The organism is Sideroxydans sp. CL21, assembly GCF_902459525.1.
GTDB lineage: Bacteria > Pseudomonadota > Gammaproteobacteria > Burkholderiales > Gallionellaceae > Sideroxyarcus.
Genome location: NZ_LR699166.1, coordinates 717680 through 731965, shown reverse-complemented (window position 1 = coordinate 731965; position 14286 = coordinate 717680). Strand labels below are relative to the sequence as shown.

General features: G+C 55.5%; 13 protein-coding genes. 8 read left to right on the top strand and 5 right to left on the bottom strand.

Annotation, left to right across the window (positions count from 1 at the left end; translation table 11 throughout):
- Positions 1–13 precede the first annotated feature (13 nt).
- The gene (locus QOY30_RS03545) at positions 14–1390 is read right to left on the bottom strand and encodes a TolC family protein (RefSeq protein WP_283743261.1); all 1377 of its coding nucleotides are present in this window, start codon (positions 1388–1390) and stop codon (positions 14–16) included.
- An 871-nt stretch (positions 1391–2261) separates the two neighbouring features.
- On the opposite strand from QOY30_RS03545, the gene QOY30_RS03540 reads away from it, so the two are divergent.
- Together QOY30_RS03540 and QOY30_RS03535 are read left to right on the top strand one after the other, a co-directional pair.
- Positions 2262–2480, top strand: coding sequence for a hypothetical protein (locus tag QOY30_RS03540; RefSeq protein WP_283743260.1), 219 nt, complete (start codon positions 2262–2264; stop codon positions 2478–2480).
- A 51-nt stretch (positions 2481–2531) separates the two neighbouring features.
- Positions 2532–2975 carry a Spy/CpxP family protein refolding chaperone gene (locus tag QOY30_RS03535; RefSeq protein WP_283743259.1) on the top strand — a complete coding sequence of 148 codons (444 nt, stop codon included), beginning with the start codon at positions 2532–2534 and terminating at the stop codon, positions 2973–2975.
- A gap of 24 nt (positions 2976–2999) precedes the next feature.
- Here the strand turns inward: QOY30_RS03535 and QOY30_RS03530 are convergent, their stop codons facing one another.
- Complete coding sequence (locus tag QOY30_RS03530) at positions 3000–4619, bottom strand: OpgD/OpgG family glucan biosynthesis protein (RefSeq protein WP_283743258.1); 1620 nt, start codon at positions 4617–4619, stop codon at positions 3000–3002.
- Positions 4620–4668: 49 nt separating this feature from the next.
- Complete coding sequence (mdoH, locus tag QOY30_RS03525; RefSeq protein WP_283743257.1) at positions 4669–6570, bottom strand: glucans biosynthesis glucosyltransferase MdoH; 1902 nt, start codon at positions 6568–6570, stop codon at positions 4669–4671.
- 388 nt (positions 6571–6958) lie between these two features.
- Here mdoH and QOY30_RS03520 point away from each other — a divergent pair, with 388 nt between their 5' ends.
- Genes QOY30_RS03520 through QOY30_RS03510 form a run of 3 tightly spaced genes read left to right on the top strand, consistent with a single transcriptional unit; the run spans position 6959 to position 9574 of the window.
- Positions 6959–7930 carry an ABC transporter substrate-binding protein gene (locus QOY30_RS03520; protein ID WP_283743256.1) on the top strand — a complete coding sequence of 324 codons (972 nt, stop codon included), beginning with the start codon at positions 6959–6961 and terminating at the stop codon, positions 7928–7930.
- Between the two features lie 16 nt (positions 7931–7946).
- On the top strand, positions 7947–8777 hold the full coding sequence (locus QOY30_RS03515; protein WP_283743255.1) for an ABC transporter permease: 831 nt from the start codon (positions 7947–7949) through the stop codon (positions 8775–8777).
- A 2-nt stretch (positions 8778–8779) separates the two neighbouring features.
- Positions 8780–9574, top strand: a complete 795-nt coding sequence (locus QOY30_RS03510) for an ABC transporter ATP-binding protein (protein WP_283743254.1) — start codon at positions 8780–8782, stop codon at positions 9572–9574.
- 30 nt (positions 9575–9604) lie between these two features.
- On the opposite strand, the gene QOY30_RS03505 is transcribed toward QOY30_RS03510, so the two are convergent.
- Complete coding sequence (locus tag QOY30_RS03505; RefSeq protein WP_283743253.1) at positions 9605–10501, bottom strand: AEC family transporter; 897 nt, start codon at positions 10499–10501, stop codon at positions 9605–9607.
- A 15-nt stretch (positions 10502–10516) separates the two neighbouring features.
- Entirely contained in the window at positions 10517–11881 is a 1365-nt protein-coding gene (locus tag QOY30_RS03500; RefSeq protein ID WP_283743252.1) for a DEAD/DEAH box helicase, read from the bottom strand.
- A 121-nt stretch (positions 11882–12002) separates the two neighbouring features.
- Here QOY30_RS03500 and QOY30_RS03495 point away from each other — a divergent pair, with 121 nt between their 5' ends.
- From QOY30_RS03495 to QOY30_RS03485, 3 genes are all read left to right on the top strand, one after another.
- Positions 12003–13256, top strand: coding sequence for a TIGR03862 family flavoprotein (locus tag QOY30_RS03495; RefSeq protein ID WP_283743251.1), 1254 nt, complete (start codon positions 12003–12005; stop codon positions 13254–13256).
- Positions 13257–13323: 67 nt separating this feature from the next.
- A complete protein-coding gene (locus QOY30_RS03490) occupies positions 13324–13839 on the top strand; it encodes a cytochrome b (RefSeq protein WP_283743250.1) in 516 nt (171 codons plus the stop codon).
- Between the two features lie 66 nt (positions 13840–13905).
- Positions 13906–14280, top strand: a complete 375-nt coding sequence (locus QOY30_RS03485) for a SirB2 family protein (RefSeq protein WP_283743249.1) — start codon at positions 13906–13908, stop codon at positions 14278–14280.
- Positions 14281–14286 lie beyond the last annotated feature (6 nt).

The window sequence follows — 14286 nt, the reverse complement described above, 5'->3', positions numbered from 1 at the left end:
CATCCCAAGTGCATCACAATTGATCGCTATTAAGTTTTCCCACTGCAAGACGCAATGCAGCGCGTTGTAACGTCAACTGGTAATGCGCAGCCACTTCTTCCGCGCGCGCCTTATCAAGCTGGGCTTGTGCGGATAACACTTCGACCATGGTGGTGACACCGTTTTCATAGCGTTTGGCGACTAGCCGTTGCGCTTCTTCCGACTGCGTTACCGCGGCAGCCCGCGCATTGACTCTTGATTCTGCTTCGACTGAACCACGCCATGCGTCAGCAACCTGGAAGCGAACCCCATCCTCAGCTTGTTTGAGTTTGGCCTGCAACTCCGCCCGCGAGGCCTCGGCGCGCCCCACGGCCCCGCGCGTCACGCCCATATCGAATATGCGCCAGGAAAGCACGCCTGCTATGGTGTATGAGGGCGCCACCTGCTGGAATGTTGGGGAATTCCAGTCTTGTCTGAGCATCGCATTGAAATGCGGATAATAATCAGCGCTCGCCACTTGCACTCCGGCAATCGCCGCATCCAGTTGATGGTGCATCGCCAAAAGGCCGGGGTTGCTTGCGACCGCCTCCTCTTGCAGTTTTGCAACACTGTCGGTCAATGCGGTCGGTATGTAATCAGAACCAATATCAAGTTTTTCATCCAGTGACATGCCCAGCAACAGGTGTAATTGGTCAATCGCGGCTGCCTCCCCCCGCCGCGCCTCTTCCAGATTGACCTTGACGTTCTCCAGATTTACTTGTGCGAACAACAGGTCACTCCTGACGACCAAACCTTGTTGCAGTAAATTCTGGGTGGTCTTGACGTAGGCTTCTGACGCAGCCAGTGCCTGTTGCGCCACGGTCACATAGGCATGTGCGGTATGCGCCCCCTGATAGGCTTGTATGACATGGAAAATCACTTGCTGGCGCGCTTCCTGGTCACCCTCTTGAGCTGCTTTCACGTAAGCATGAGCCTGATCGACATAGCCGGAGATCATCCCGCCGTTATATATCGGAATCTGTAACTCCAGGCTCGTATCGTAATTGTTGACAGGATTCGGGTAATTAAGTGCCGAGGGTGCAACCGATCCAACTCCGGTATATTGGCCTAGTCCAAAGTCATTGAACGTGGCGTTATGTTGCGCGAGTTTGAGGCCGAAAACGTTCAGCGGATCATTGGTACGTGTGGCTGTAACCCCAGCCGAGAGCTTGGGAAAATATTGCCCCTTCGCTTGAATCAATGCGGACTCTGCCTGGTCTAGCTGAGACTGACTGACGATGATATCCGGATTCTGCCTGAGGGCGATGCCGACACATTCCTGAAGGTCCGCGCCAAAAGCGGAAACAGCTATACAGCCTATGAGTGTCCCACTTGCCAACTTGCTTATGCGTACCTTACGAGATAAAGACATCTGTATATCCCTATTCTGCAGTGCAGTTCGTGATTCAAAGTCGTATCAATATATGATTATGTTCTAATATTTAAAGTTTAGGCAACTTGTCAGCTCGCGCATGAGGTGCGAACGTGAAATTAAGCGGCACGACTTACGCTGGCTTGAGATTAGATGCGTTTGCAGTGTTGAAGTTATTACGCCTATCGCTACAATATATATAACACCATTGCACGGAGTTGAAGTATCCATATTGGGCGTAGCACTGGCCTCAAGCCATGCAAATTGACTCCACTCCACATCAGAAGTTGTATCAGCCCCTCACCAGAACTAGAGTGTTGCGAACTCCATGTATCTCACGATGACTTTATTCATATTCATTTGCACCATGCATTGTTGATGGTAGCTGCAATGTATTGCATCAAGGTGAGAATTTCAGTGACATTTGTCACACAGATCAATGGCAAGTTTGGATGGTAAGTGTGAGTTGGAAATTTTGAAGCAGGACTCTCATGTTGGCTACATCGACGGCCTTCCTCAAAACACGAGGATCAAACGTACAAGAACCCGCCCTTGCGTCAAATCAGCGCGATATCCCAATAACAACAACCGACACACTCTGCGACAACCGTGGTCTTGGCCATCCTTCTTCTTCAACTTTCGACTCAACATGCCCGCAGACCGGCGAATATATCGAGCCAAGTTTGGCGAACGACCCATTGAGATCGCAATGCCATATTCCTACAACACCATCAGGAAGCGACACCAAAACATGAATCCGGGAAATGAATTTTTATTAATAATAAATTGACACAGTAATGCTTATATTATCCACGTCGTATCGTAAGCGGTTTGGAGACAGTCAATTTTCTTTCTAACTGTGGGGACTTAAATGAGCAAATTGATATTGATGAGTGTCCTGATATTGGCATTGGCCGGCTGTGAAGGTATGCCCATGGGTGGTGATTATCGCGAATCCGGCTTCGGGAATTTCAATGAAATGGGATTCGGCGGCATGGGTTTTGGTGGCATGGGCTTCGGCGGTATGGATGACGGCGGCTTTGGTGGCTTCGGGGATGGTGGCTTCGGCGGCATGGGCGATGACGATTGAATCCAGGCCGAAGGATAAACAACCACTTTGAAAAAATTTAAGGAGTTATTCATGAAAAAAATGCAGCCTAGGATATTACTAATTTCCGCCCTATTTTTGACCAGCCTAGCCGCACCGGCATATGCGGACGATCATGCATCAAATAATGAATCCGGCTGCAAGGAGCATCGGCACTCAGACCCCGTGGCAAATTCAGAACGGCACCTTTTGGCTTTCAAGAAAGAGCTGAACATCACAAACGATCAGGAGCAAGCCTGGAATACTTATGCCGAGAAAACCAGGAGCAATGTCAAAGACATAAGGGATCGCACGAATGAAGCGATGCATGACCAGCCCCAGACTGCGCCTGAGCGCTTCGACCGCCATATCGAATTGATGAGGAAACGTCTGGCGAACTTCGAAAATATGGACGAAGCGTTCAAGCAGCTTTACGCGGTATTGACGCCCGAACAGAAAGCCATAGCCGATCGTCATTTTTCAAGATTGAGTCATTGAATCGAACTTGAGCGAGGCCGGAGTTCAGGCGGGCTGAAACTGGTATAGCCACGTTTCGGTGATCGTCAGTTCTCCGCTACGCAGAAAGAGACGTATTTCAACCGGCTCTTTTGTCGGCCCCAACTCGCCAAGGTCGAAAAATGTACGCCAATGCCCAAGGATACCGTCGGGCACAGCCTCGGCCGCTATCCTGCTTATCTTTCCGCGAGAGGCCGACACGACCACTTCGGGAATGGCACCTGATGCAAGCTGATCGAGTGTTCCGCCCTGGAATTCGACCACGAATTTATGCACTCCCGGCGGACGCTTCGCCGGCTCGCCGCCTCGTCCGATACGAGTCGCCACACAACGCGCCAGAGCGGTCTTGAACGGCTCTTCCGCCGTCCAGTGCAAGCGATAGCGCAAACGGTAACGGGAACCTGCGGTCACCTTTTCGCGGGGGACCCACATCGCGGCGACGTTGTCGTAAAGCTCTTCGTCGGTGGGTTGTTCCACTAGTTGCACCGAACCTTCGCCCCAATTGTCGAGCGGTTCGACCCACAGGCCGGGGCGTCGCTCGTAATGAACGGCATCCAGATATTCGCCGAAATCGCGCTCGCGCTGCATCAGGCCGAATCCGCGCGGATTGTTGTCGGCAAAGGCTGATACGGTAATACCGTCGGGTTCGTTGAGGGGGCGCCAGACATGTTCATTGGCGCCGGTCCACAATGCCAGGCCATCCGAATCGTGAACTTCTGGCCTCCAGTCTGTCTGCTTTGTCTTGTCTTTCCCGGAAAACCAGTACATCGAAGTGGCGGGTGCAATCCCGAAGCGGGAAACGTCCCGCCGCATGAACAAGTTTGTCTCGACGTCCATTACCACACCCTTCTCCCGCGTCAGGACAAAACGATAGGCACCGGTAATGCTGGGGCCGTCAAGAAATGCATAGACGATAACTGCGTTGGAATTGTCGCTTGCGGATTCAAAATAAAAGCGGGTAAAAGCCGGGAATTCTTCTGTCTTGCCAAATACCACTGTATCGATGGCAATACCGCGTGCCGACAGGCCGTATTGGTACTCGTCGCCGATGGCGCGAAAATAGGAGGCGCCCAGAAATGCAGCCCAGTCGTTGTGTTGCCAGTCGAGACGCGACTGATCGCCAAGGCGGCTTTCCTGGATACGAAAGCCAGCGAAGTGCGCCTGCGGCCCAAGGTGATGCGCGGGACTGTCGCCAGGCATTTCAAAATAACTTTTATCGAACAGAATTTCACGTGCAAGGGTGTGTGTCTGTTTTTCCCCCAGTGAACTGTCAAGCCGGTACATCCTTACCGCGTTCTGAAAGAAACATCCCGGATGAAAGAATTGGACAGGGTACTGTCCGGGTCCACCGGCAAAGAGTGCATCATCGGGCTTGAAGTGGATCTTACCGTGAGCCTCCCAATCGATCTGAGCCAGGACATCCTGATTTGGTTGCATCTCTGGCTGGTAGGGTTGTTTCGACAAGCGCCTGGCTTCCTCGATCAAGCCGTCCCAGGAAAAAACGGCAGTTTTGCCCAGTGCCAATCCCGAATCGGCAGCCATGGCACTGGACCAGGGGAGTGCGACAGAGGCTGCGGCGGTGGCCAGCAGGCCAAGGAATTTTCTGCGATCAAATTCGGGCGACATGGATATCACGCTGCTTGTTCGGAAATGCCGGTAGAACCGGCATTCTAGCTTATGCCCAGGCGCGCACCAGCACGTACGGAGTAGTACGCTCTTCGGGAGTGAGCAACCAGTTTTTACGGCGCAGGGAAACACCCAATTTTGATTCGCTCGTTAACACGGTGATGGGAACCGCAAGCAGCAACGGCAAACCTACAGGCAACAACCACCAGACAGCATTTTGATGGAGCAGGAATATGGCTAGCAGCGTTAATGCAACAACAGCCATGACGGGCATGAAGCGGTGTAACGCATCGCGCCACTGAACCGATCGGGTTTCGCGCATGGGGGACTTCCATTCCAGATCCAGTCCGGTCAGCGCTGTAATAACGAAGAGAGTATGGGCTACCATGCGAATCGGGGCTTGCAGGGCAGAAAGGATGGCTTCAAGCGCGGCACTTTTGATCAATGCAGCAGCACCGCCATATGCCGCCTGTTCGCCGTGCTTCATGATTGCCACCACGGCCATGACCCTGGGCAAAAACAACAGGGTCAGCGTCAGAGCCCACAGCAATTCCAGCGTGGAAGAAATGCCCAGCCAGGGGAACAAAAGTGCAGCGGAGGTCTGCGGTTCCAGCAGCCGCAGGCTCAAGCTCACCAGCAGAAAACCGAGCCACAATGGAGCGGATACATAAGACATGGCGCCCGTGAACAGCATGGCGCGGTGGATGGCTTGGAAACCCGGTTCGGTGATCAGGCGGAAGTTCATCAGGTTGCCCTGGCACCAGCGACGATCGCGCTGCAGTTCCTCCATCAGATTGGACGGTTGCTGCTCGTAACTGCCTTCCAGATCGGTCGTAAGCCAGACGTGGTAACCCGCCCGGCGCATCAAAGCGGCCTCCACAAAATCGTGCGAAAGAATTTCGCCCGAGAGACCGCCCTGCCCCGGCAACAGATCCAGCGCGCAATGTTTCATGAACGGTTCGACGCGGATGATGGCGTTATGCCCCCAGTAATGGGATTCACCCAATTGCCAGAACTGCATGCCAGCCGTGAACAGGCGACCAGCCACCCGTCCGGCAAATTGCTGCAATCTGGCATGCAACGATTGCACGCCGCAAGCCCGTGGTGCAGTCTGGATGATTCCCGCTTTCGGGTTCGCTTCCATCATGCACACCAGCGTGGTTATCGAGTCCCCGGTCATCACGCTGTCGGCATCGAGCACTACCATATACCGGTAGTTGCGCCCCCAGCGACGGCAAAAGTCCGCCACGTTGCCAGCCTTGCGGCGGGTACGGCGCTCGCGCAGACGGTAATAAAGTCTGCAGCTATCCCCCATCTGTTCGCGCAAAGTCGACCAGGCTGCCAACTCTTGCAGACGCAAACCCGGATCATAGGTATCGGAAAGCACATAGACATCGAACAGTCCGGCAGCTTCACTCCTGGCCAGCGATTCACAAGTGGCACGCAATCCCGCAAACACGGAGTCAACCGGCTCATTGCATATCGGCATGATGATGGCGGTACGCGCATCGCGATCCAGGGTGCGCGGATCGAGGCCTGCGAGCGGCAGCGCGTGCGGGTCCGGATGCGACTGCACCCTGAATCCCATCATCGCGGTCACGAATCCGGCCGTCACCCAGCCGAACAGCACGACAAACAAGGCAAGCTGGATGAAGTGCAGAACCGGGTGACCGCTGCTTGCGGTCTGGGTGCAGAAAAGCAGGATCGCCGCCACCGCGGTGCTCGCGAACACGATGGCCAGCAAAGCCGCCCGCCGCCTGGATGCGGCGGCTTGCCACGCGGGAGCGTTTACGCCCAGCCGCGAAACGTCGGCACCGGACAGCGCCAGCCAGAGCCCGCGCCAGAATCCTGTCCAAGGACGTGGCACCATGCTGCCGCGGCGGATCGGGGGAGCTGTCGTCGTTGACCTGATTACATTCGGGATATCGCAAGGTTTCATCTGTGAGGTCACGCAGTCATTGCCATGACCTCAAAGTGAGCAACTATCATGCCGCCTCTGGAGGAAATTTTTATCCCGTTGATTTATTGATTTGTTATTGCCAATCATCGAGGCAAAATCGGTCGTGCATTCCATTATTCGAAAATCGTCTGTCGCCCGCCGACGACATGCGAGCCGGAAATATTCATGGTTTCAGGATAAGCAAATGAAACCTAACAAAATTGCACTGTCTCCCGGAAGAGACGACTGAACCGCGCGCAAGATCCACCTCTCCCCTCGCAATAACCTTGCAGCTCAAAGGCCGAACCAGGCAAGAGTCGCCACTCCCGCAATCCGGGGCAGTGCAGAAGGTATAATTTTCAACCGGCGGCCGATGCGCTTCTTTTTTTCAGGGGGTTACATGAAGTCTTCAAAAATAATTCTGATCGCATGTGCTTTGTTCCTTTCGCTGGGCGCGCAGGCCGCACCGGATGTCGTCAGGCTGGGCAACCTGAAGTTCGCCCATTACGGGGCGGTCTCTTACATGAAGGAGATCGCGTCCAAATACAACCTGGTGATCGAGGAAAGAGTCTTTGCCAAAGGTCTCGACATTCTTCCGGCAACCATAGCGGGTGAGATCGACATCGCCGCCAGTGCGCTTGATGCCGCTGTCGCGGGGCGCGCCAATGGAGTACCCATCTACGTGGTCGCGGGCTTTGCCAAAGGCGGCGCACGCATTGTCGGCCGCCCTGACCTGAACATCAAATCGGTAGCCGATCTCAGGGGCAAGAAGGTAGGCGTGGCGCGCGGAGGTGCGCAGGAATTGTTGCTGGCTGCGGAACTGTCCAAGAACAACCTGACATGGTCAGATCAGCCGGGCAAGGATGTGCAGATATTCTTCATGCCGTTTGCCGACCTGAACCAGGCATTGATGCAAAAGAATATCGACGCCATGTGCCAGTCCGAGCCGCAATCTTCACAAGCAATCAACAAGGGCTACGGCGTGGAAGTGGTGAAACCCTACGACACGCCGATCGGCGAGCCGGTGCGGGTACTGGTGATGACGGAAAAGATGTATAACGAAAAACGCGATGTCGCCGAACGGGTGCTCAAACTGTTCGTGGAAGCAACCAGGACTTTCCAGGAAAATCCCAAACTGGCAGAAAAATATGTACGCGAACAGATGTTCAAGAATCAGATCTCCCATGAAGACTATCAGGATGCCATGAGCAATGCGTCATTCACTTATGACGTCAGTCTCGAACATGTGCAGGTCACTGCAGACCTGATGAAGAAATACGGTGTTGGCAAACTGGCGATCGTACCGGCGGCGAAAGATTGGGTACGCCTCGATCTGCTCGACAAGGCAAAAAAAGAAATGAAGATCAAGTAGCGCGGCGTAGCCACCGATGAAAAATATACTGGCAAGATTATATGCATCCCTGCAGGGACTTCTGGTGCCCGCCATTTTACTGGCGATCTGGCAGTACCTGTCCACACACGCCATCGTCAATCCGCAGATACTGCCGGCCCCCACGGCAGTGATCGCGAAATGGTGGGAATATCTGCTGCCCACGGAAGCGTTCGATCCGTCACAATCCGGCTACCTGACCTGGCTGTTTTCCGGTGAAATGATCCGCGATGCCTATGCCAGCATGTATCGCGTTGTGGTGGGCTTTCTGGTTGGTACTGCCCTGGCATTGCCACTGGGCCTGCTGATGGGAGCGAACGACCGCATCTACAAACTGTTCAACCCCTTGATCCAGATCCTGCGCCCGATCCCGCCCATCGCTTTCATCCCGCTATCGATACTCTGGTTCGGATTGGGCAACCCGCCCGCGATCTTCCTGATCGTGATCGGCGCGTTCTTCCCCGTGCTGATGAACACCATCGCGGGTGTGCGCCACGTCGACGGCATCTACATCCGCGCCGCCCGGAGTCTGGGAGCGAGCCAGACCACCCTGTTCCTGCGCGTGATGCTGCCGGCCGCGACCCCTTATATCCTGACGGGTGCGCGCATCGGTGTCGGCACCGCTTTCATCGTGGTGATCGTGGCCGAAATGATCGCGGTCAACAACGGCCTCGGCTACCGCATCCTGGAGGCGCGCGAGTTCTTCTGGTCGGACAAGATCATCGCCGGCATGTTCACGATCGGATTGCTCGGTTTGGCCATCGACTCGGGCATGAACCGACTAAACAATTATTTGCTCAAGTGGCACAGAGGAATCGAAAGCAATTGACCATGCAGCCACAAATCCATATCAGCAAAGTAAGCAAAGTATTCAGCACAGGCGGTCGCGAAGTCGTTGCACTGGATGACATCAATCTGGAAGTCATACCCGGAGAATTCATCTGCCTGCTCGGTCCGTCCGGTTGCGGCAAATCCACCCTGCTCAATGCGATCGCGGGCTTTTCGCTGCCCACTGCCGGCAGCGTCATCGTTGACGGCAGGCTGGTGCAAGCGCCGGGGCCGGACCGCGGCATGGTGTTTCAGGAATATGCCCTGTTCCCGTGGATGACTGTGGAGAAGAACATCGCCTTCGGACTCGAGATCAAGAAGCAGCCCAAGGCGCAGATCAGGGAGAATGTGAGCGCTTTGCTCGAAATGCTCAACTTGCAGGACTTTCGCGACCGTTACCCGAAAGACCTGTCCGGCGGCATGCGCCAGCGCGTTGCGATCGCCCGGGTGCTGGCACTGGATTCCCCGATCCTGCTGATGGATGAACCCTTCGGCGCGCTCGACTCGCTCACCCGGCGCAATCTGCAGGACGAACTGTTGCGCATCTGGACGGAATTCAGGAAGACCATCATCTTTGTCACGCACAGCATCGAAGAATCCATCTACCTTGCCGACCGCATCGTCGTGATGACCTATCGCCCCGGTACGATCAAGAAGATCGTGAGCGTTACCATGCCGCGCCAGCGCGATCCGAGTTCAGTCGAGTTCAACAACCTCAAGAAGGAACTGGCGTTGCTGGTGATGGAAGAACAGACCCGGCACAACCAGAATGAGATCAAGGTGCCTGCTGCAGACTGAAACGCTGTTGCTTTGCCCGGAATTTCTTGCTCACAACCCCATCAACAGCAACCACAACGGTAGCGTCAACGCGGCCAGCAATGTGCTCAGCATCACCTGGGCGGCGATAGTATCTCCATCGCCGCCCATGCGCCTCGCCAGCACGTAGGATACGGTGGATACCGGCAGTGCAGCCATCAATACGGCGATATTGAAATACACGCCGCTCAATCCGAACGCCCTGGCCAATCCCCACGCGATTGCGGGCAACACCAGCAGTTTGATCACCACGCCATACCACAAGGTACCAAGATGACTGTGCAAGCCCTGCAAACGCAGTCCCGCACCGACGGCGATCAACCCCATCGGCAGCGAGGCCTGCGACAACAGACCCAGCGTGGCATTGAGCAGCACAGGCAACTCCAGACCTGAAAAACTCACGGCGATACCGCTTGCGGTGGAGAGGATCAAGGGATTGCTCAATATCTCCTTGAGCCAGTGGCTTTCACTGTGGCGTGCCAGCGCCAACACCGCTGCAACATTGGCGACGGGGACCATGAAACCCATCAGCAAGCCGATAGCGGCGAGACCGTCTTGTCCGTGCATGCCTCCCGCGATGGCGAGACCGACATAACTATTGAAACGAAATGACGACTGGAACGTTGCAGCGAATACTTTGGACGGCGCATGAAACAGGAATTTCGCGGCGTAACCCAACGCTATACCTGCAAGCATGTACAGCATGGCAACGATCAGCATCGGCATCGCAGCGCCCAGATCGATCTTGAAATGAGAGAGGGAATTGAACAGCAGCGCGGGAAAGAACACGTAATAGATCAGGCGTTCCAGTTGCGGCCAGAAATCTTCGCGCATGCCGAACCAGTGGTGCATGGCAACACCGAGCAGGATCAGCAAAAAGATCGGAATGATGGTTTGCGCGACGGACATTCCAGCAGTGGAGTATCAGCTAGAGCGGCGCACGAATAACGCAGGGATCTGCGCTTTGGGTTTGCTTGCCGCCGGTTCGGCAGGCTTCTTTACGGGTGCAGGTGCACTGGTACTCGGTTCGTAAGGTTTATCGAACCAGGGATCATGACTGGGCTTCTTCGGCGCCGGAGCATGGTGTTCGCGGCTGCGCTCCGCGGGTTCTGCACGCGCCGCCCGGTGCGGCTTTGCGGCATGCTCAGGAAAATCGGCACGTTCTCTCTTGATCTCGGTCTTGATCAGTTTTTCGATATCCGCCAGGTATTTTTCTTCTTCCGGCGAAACCAGCGAGATCGCGGTGCCGGATGCGCCCGCCCTGCCCGTGCGTCCGATACGATGCACATAATCTTCGGCAGCATGCGGTATTTCGTAGTTGATGACCATGGGCAGGCTGTCGATATCCAACCCGCGCGCAGCCACATCGGTGGCGATCAGCACGGCGATCTTGCCCTGCTTGAACGCATCCAGCGCCTGCATGCGCTCCAGCTGGCTCTTGTCGCCGTGAATGGCATCGGCAGACACGCCTTCGCGCTGCAACTGCTTGGCGAGGCGGCTGGCAGTGATTTTGGTCTTGGTGAACACGATGGCTTGTTTCGCATCGTCGCCGCGCAACAATTGCGCCAGCAGTTGATGCTTGTCGGCGTGAGCGACCAGATAGACTTTTTGCGTGATGTTCTCGGCCGAAGCGTTGCTGCGCGCGACTTCGATCAAGGTCGGGTAGTTCATGAAATCTTCAGAGAGCTTCTTGATCTCGTTCGAGAATGTGGCGGAGAACATCAGACTTTGGCGCTGTCTGGGCAGTAAGGCCAGGATGCGCTTCAGCGCCGGCATGAAGCCCATGTCCAGCATTCGATCCGCTTCGTCCAGCACCAGCATCTGCACCAGATTCAATTGCACTGTCTTTTGTTCGATGTGATCCAGCAAGCGCCCGGGCGTCGCCACCAGAATCTCCACACCGGTTTTCAGATGCGGCGTCTGCGTTTTAATATCCACGCCGCCGAACACCACCAGCGAACGCAGGTTGGTATGCTTCGCGTAAGTCTTGACGCTCTCCTCCACCTGGATCGCCAGCTCGCGCGTCGGCACCAGGATGAGTGCACGCACCGGATGCTTCGCAGGTGAGGTGCTGGAACTGGCATGGGGCAGCAATTTTTGCAGCATGGGCAGCGCGAACGCCGCGGTCTTGCCCGTGCCCGTCTGCGCACCCGCCATCAGGTCGTGGCCTTCCAGCACCACTGGAATGGCTTGGGCTTGGACCGGGGTGGGTATGGTGTAACCGGATTCGGTGAGTGCCCTGAGAATTTCGGGCGCCAGCTTCAGATCGGCAAAACTAACGGTGTTCAATATATCGTTCTCTTCGTATTATTCGGGGTCTTGATTGTCACATTATACGCTCCTGCGCCAATACCGGCCGGAGCAGCCGTTAAGCCCTATAATCGCCTGCCATAACAAGACCTTCCCGCATATGACTTCGAGCAATTCTTTGCCTGCCCCTGTTGTCGCCATCATAGGCGGCGGCCCTGCCGGATTGATGGCGGCGGAAGTATTGGCTAAAGGCGGAGCGCGCGTCGACTTATATGACGCGATGCCCAGCCTGGGGCGCAAATTCCTGATGGCAGGCAAAGGCGGCATGAACATCACCCATGCCGAACCGTTTGATATATTCCTCACCCGCTACGGCACACGTCGTCCGGATATCGAACCGCTTTTGCGCGATTTTCCTCCAGATAAATTGCGCGAATGGGTACACGGTCTCGGTATCGACACTTTCGTCGGCACGTCCAGCCGCGTCTTCCCTGCCGACATCAAAGCCGCGCCTCTGCTGCGCGCCTGGCTGCATCGTTTGCGCGAGAGCGGCGTGCATTTTCATGTCCGGCATCGCTGGTGCGGATGGAATGATACGGGTGCGTTGCGTTTTGCCACACCGGAAGTCGAACACACTGTAAATGCAGATGCCGTGGTATTGGCCTTGGGTGGAGGCAGTTGGCCGCAACTCGGTTCGGACGGGGCATGGGTGCCCCTGCTGTCGCAACGCGATATTCCCATCGCACCGTTGCGCCCGGCCAACTGCGGCTTCGATGTCGAGTGGAGCCCGTACTTCCGTAAACACTTTGTCGGCGAACCCCTCAAGTCTGTCGCTGCCGCTTTTGGCGACGTGCGCAGACAAGGCGAATGCGTCGTTACCGAACAGGGCATCGAAGGCGGTTTGATCTATGCGCACTCTGCCGCGCTGCGCGACGAGATCGAACGCACCGGCCATGCGACATTGCATCTCGATCTGTTGCCGGATTGGTCGCTGCAAAGAGTGCAAATCGAAGTGTCGCATCCGCGCGGTTCTCGCTCGCTTTCCAGCCACCTGCAAAGCCGCCTTGGATTGAAAGGCGTGAAGGCAAACTTGCTGCGCGAAATATTGAGTGCCGGGCAAATGCACGATCCGGTATTGCTGGCACACACCATTAAAGACTTGCCGCTCCTCCTCATTTCAGCGCGTCCGTTGAGCGAAGCCATTAGCACTGCCGGCGGCATCACTTTTGCAGCCTTGGATGAAAAGATGATGCTCAAAAACCTGCCCGGCGTTTTCTGCGCGGGTGAAATGCTGGATTGGGAAGCACCCACTGGCGGTTATTTGCTCAGTGCGTGTTTTGCCAGCGGCTTTGCCGCCGGCAAAGGCGTCTTGGACTGGTTACGGCAATCCGGCCAAATGCAAGGCGATTCCTGAAGAATTTTGCAAGCCTTGCCCATGCGCTACAATGCGAAAAAGCAATCTCCAATACAAGGACAGAATCATGAAGCAATACAGCAAACGCAGTGCCTTCATCCATTGGCTGATCTTTCTGCTTGTGATAGCAGCCCTCTATCTCGGCCATAATCTGGATGAAAGCAAGAACACCGCGCAGAAACTTTCAATGTTTCCGGTGCATTTCCTGATCGGCGATCTGGTTTTGCTGCTTGTCCTGCTGCGCATCTATTTCAGGAAAAAGGACGGCGAACCCGCTCCGGCCAACGCCAATCCTTTGTTGAACAAGATCGCTGCGGGAACCCACGTGCTGCTGAACCTTTCGCTCATTGCCGTTGCGGTCTCAGGTGTTGCAACAGCCGCGACCTCCGGGGTGATCGAAGCGCTGAAGAAGGGCGACCCCAATCTGATTCCGGACTTCGACAAGGTCGATGCCAAGGAATTCCACGAGCTGTTCATCGGCCTCATGCTGTTGCTGGTTGCATTCCATGTCGTCGCGGCGCTGTATCACCAGTTCGTCGTGAAAGACAATCTGCTGCGCCGCATCATGGTCAGGCGCTTCTAGAAACCGTTCTTGCACATTTGGCACCGGGCGGCATGATCGCCGCCCTTCGGTAATTTGGATACCTCAATGCTCAAACACATCCACATCACATGTGTGGCACTCAGTTACTCGCTGTTTTTTCTGCGCGGAATATGGATGTTGCGCGACTCTTCCTTGCTGCACCGGCGATGGGTCAAGATCGCACCGCATATGGTCGACACCTTGCTGCTGGCAAGCGCTATTGCACTTGCGTGGCAGCTCGGCATTTCGCCGCTCTCCAGCCCGTGGCTGGGTGCCAAGATCATCGCCCTGCTGTTTTATATCGTCATCGGTGCGTTTGCGCTGAAATACGGCAAATCGAAGCGCATCCGGCTCCTTGCCTGGCTGGCGGCACAACTGGCGTTCTTTTACATCGTGGGCGTGGCCGTGACGCACAACCCGGCACCCTGGCATGCTCTATAGGAAATC

What these genes read in the sequence shown, in the direction of transcription:
- QOY30_RS03545 (WP_283743261.1), bottom strand. Translation starts at nt 1,390, where the DNA reads ATGTCTTTATCTCGTAAGGTACGCATAAGCAAGTTGGCAAGTGGGACA.
- QOY30_RS03540 (WP_283743260.1), top strand. Translation starts at nt 2,262, where the DNA reads ATGAGCAAATTGATATTGATGAGTGTCCTGATATTGGCATTGGCCGGC.
- QOY30_RS03535 (WP_283743259.1), top strand. Translation starts at nt 2,532, where the DNA reads ATGAAAAAAATGCAGCCTAGGATATTACTAATTTCCGCCCTATTTTTG.
- QOY30_RS03530 (WP_283743258.1), bottom strand. Translation starts at nt 4,619, where the DNA reads ATGTCGCCCGAATTTGATCGCAGAAAATTCCTTGGCCTGCTGGCCACC.
- QOY30_RS03520 (WP_283743256.1), top strand. Translation starts at nt 6,959, where the DNA reads ATGAAGTCTTCAAAAATAATTCTGATCGCATGTGCTTTGTTCCTTTCG.
- QOY30_RS03515 (WP_283743255.1), top strand. Translation starts at nt 7,947, where the DNA reads ATGAAAAATATACTGGCAAGATTATATGCATCCCTGCAGGGACTTCTG.
- QOY30_RS03510 (WP_283743254.1), top strand. Translation starts at nt 8,780, where the DNA reads ATGCAGCCACAAATCCATATCAGCAAAGTAAGCAAAGTATTCAGCACA.
- QOY30_RS03505 (WP_283743253.1), bottom strand. Translation starts at nt 10,501, where the DNA reads ATGTCCGTCGCGCAAACCATCATTCCGATCTTTTTGCTGATCCTGCTC.
- QOY30_RS03495 (WP_283743251.1), top strand. Translation starts at nt 12,003, where the DNA reads ATGACTTCGAGCAATTCTTTGCCTGCCCCTGTTGTCGCCATCATAGGC.
- QOY30_RS03490 (WP_283743250.1), top strand. Translation starts at nt 13,324, where the DNA reads ATGAAGCAATACAGCAAACGCAGTGCCTTCATCCATTGGCTGATCTTT.
- QOY30_RS03485 (WP_283743249.1), top strand. Translation starts at nt 13,906, where the DNA reads ATGCTCAAACACATCCACATCACATGTGTGGCACTCAGTTACTCGCTG.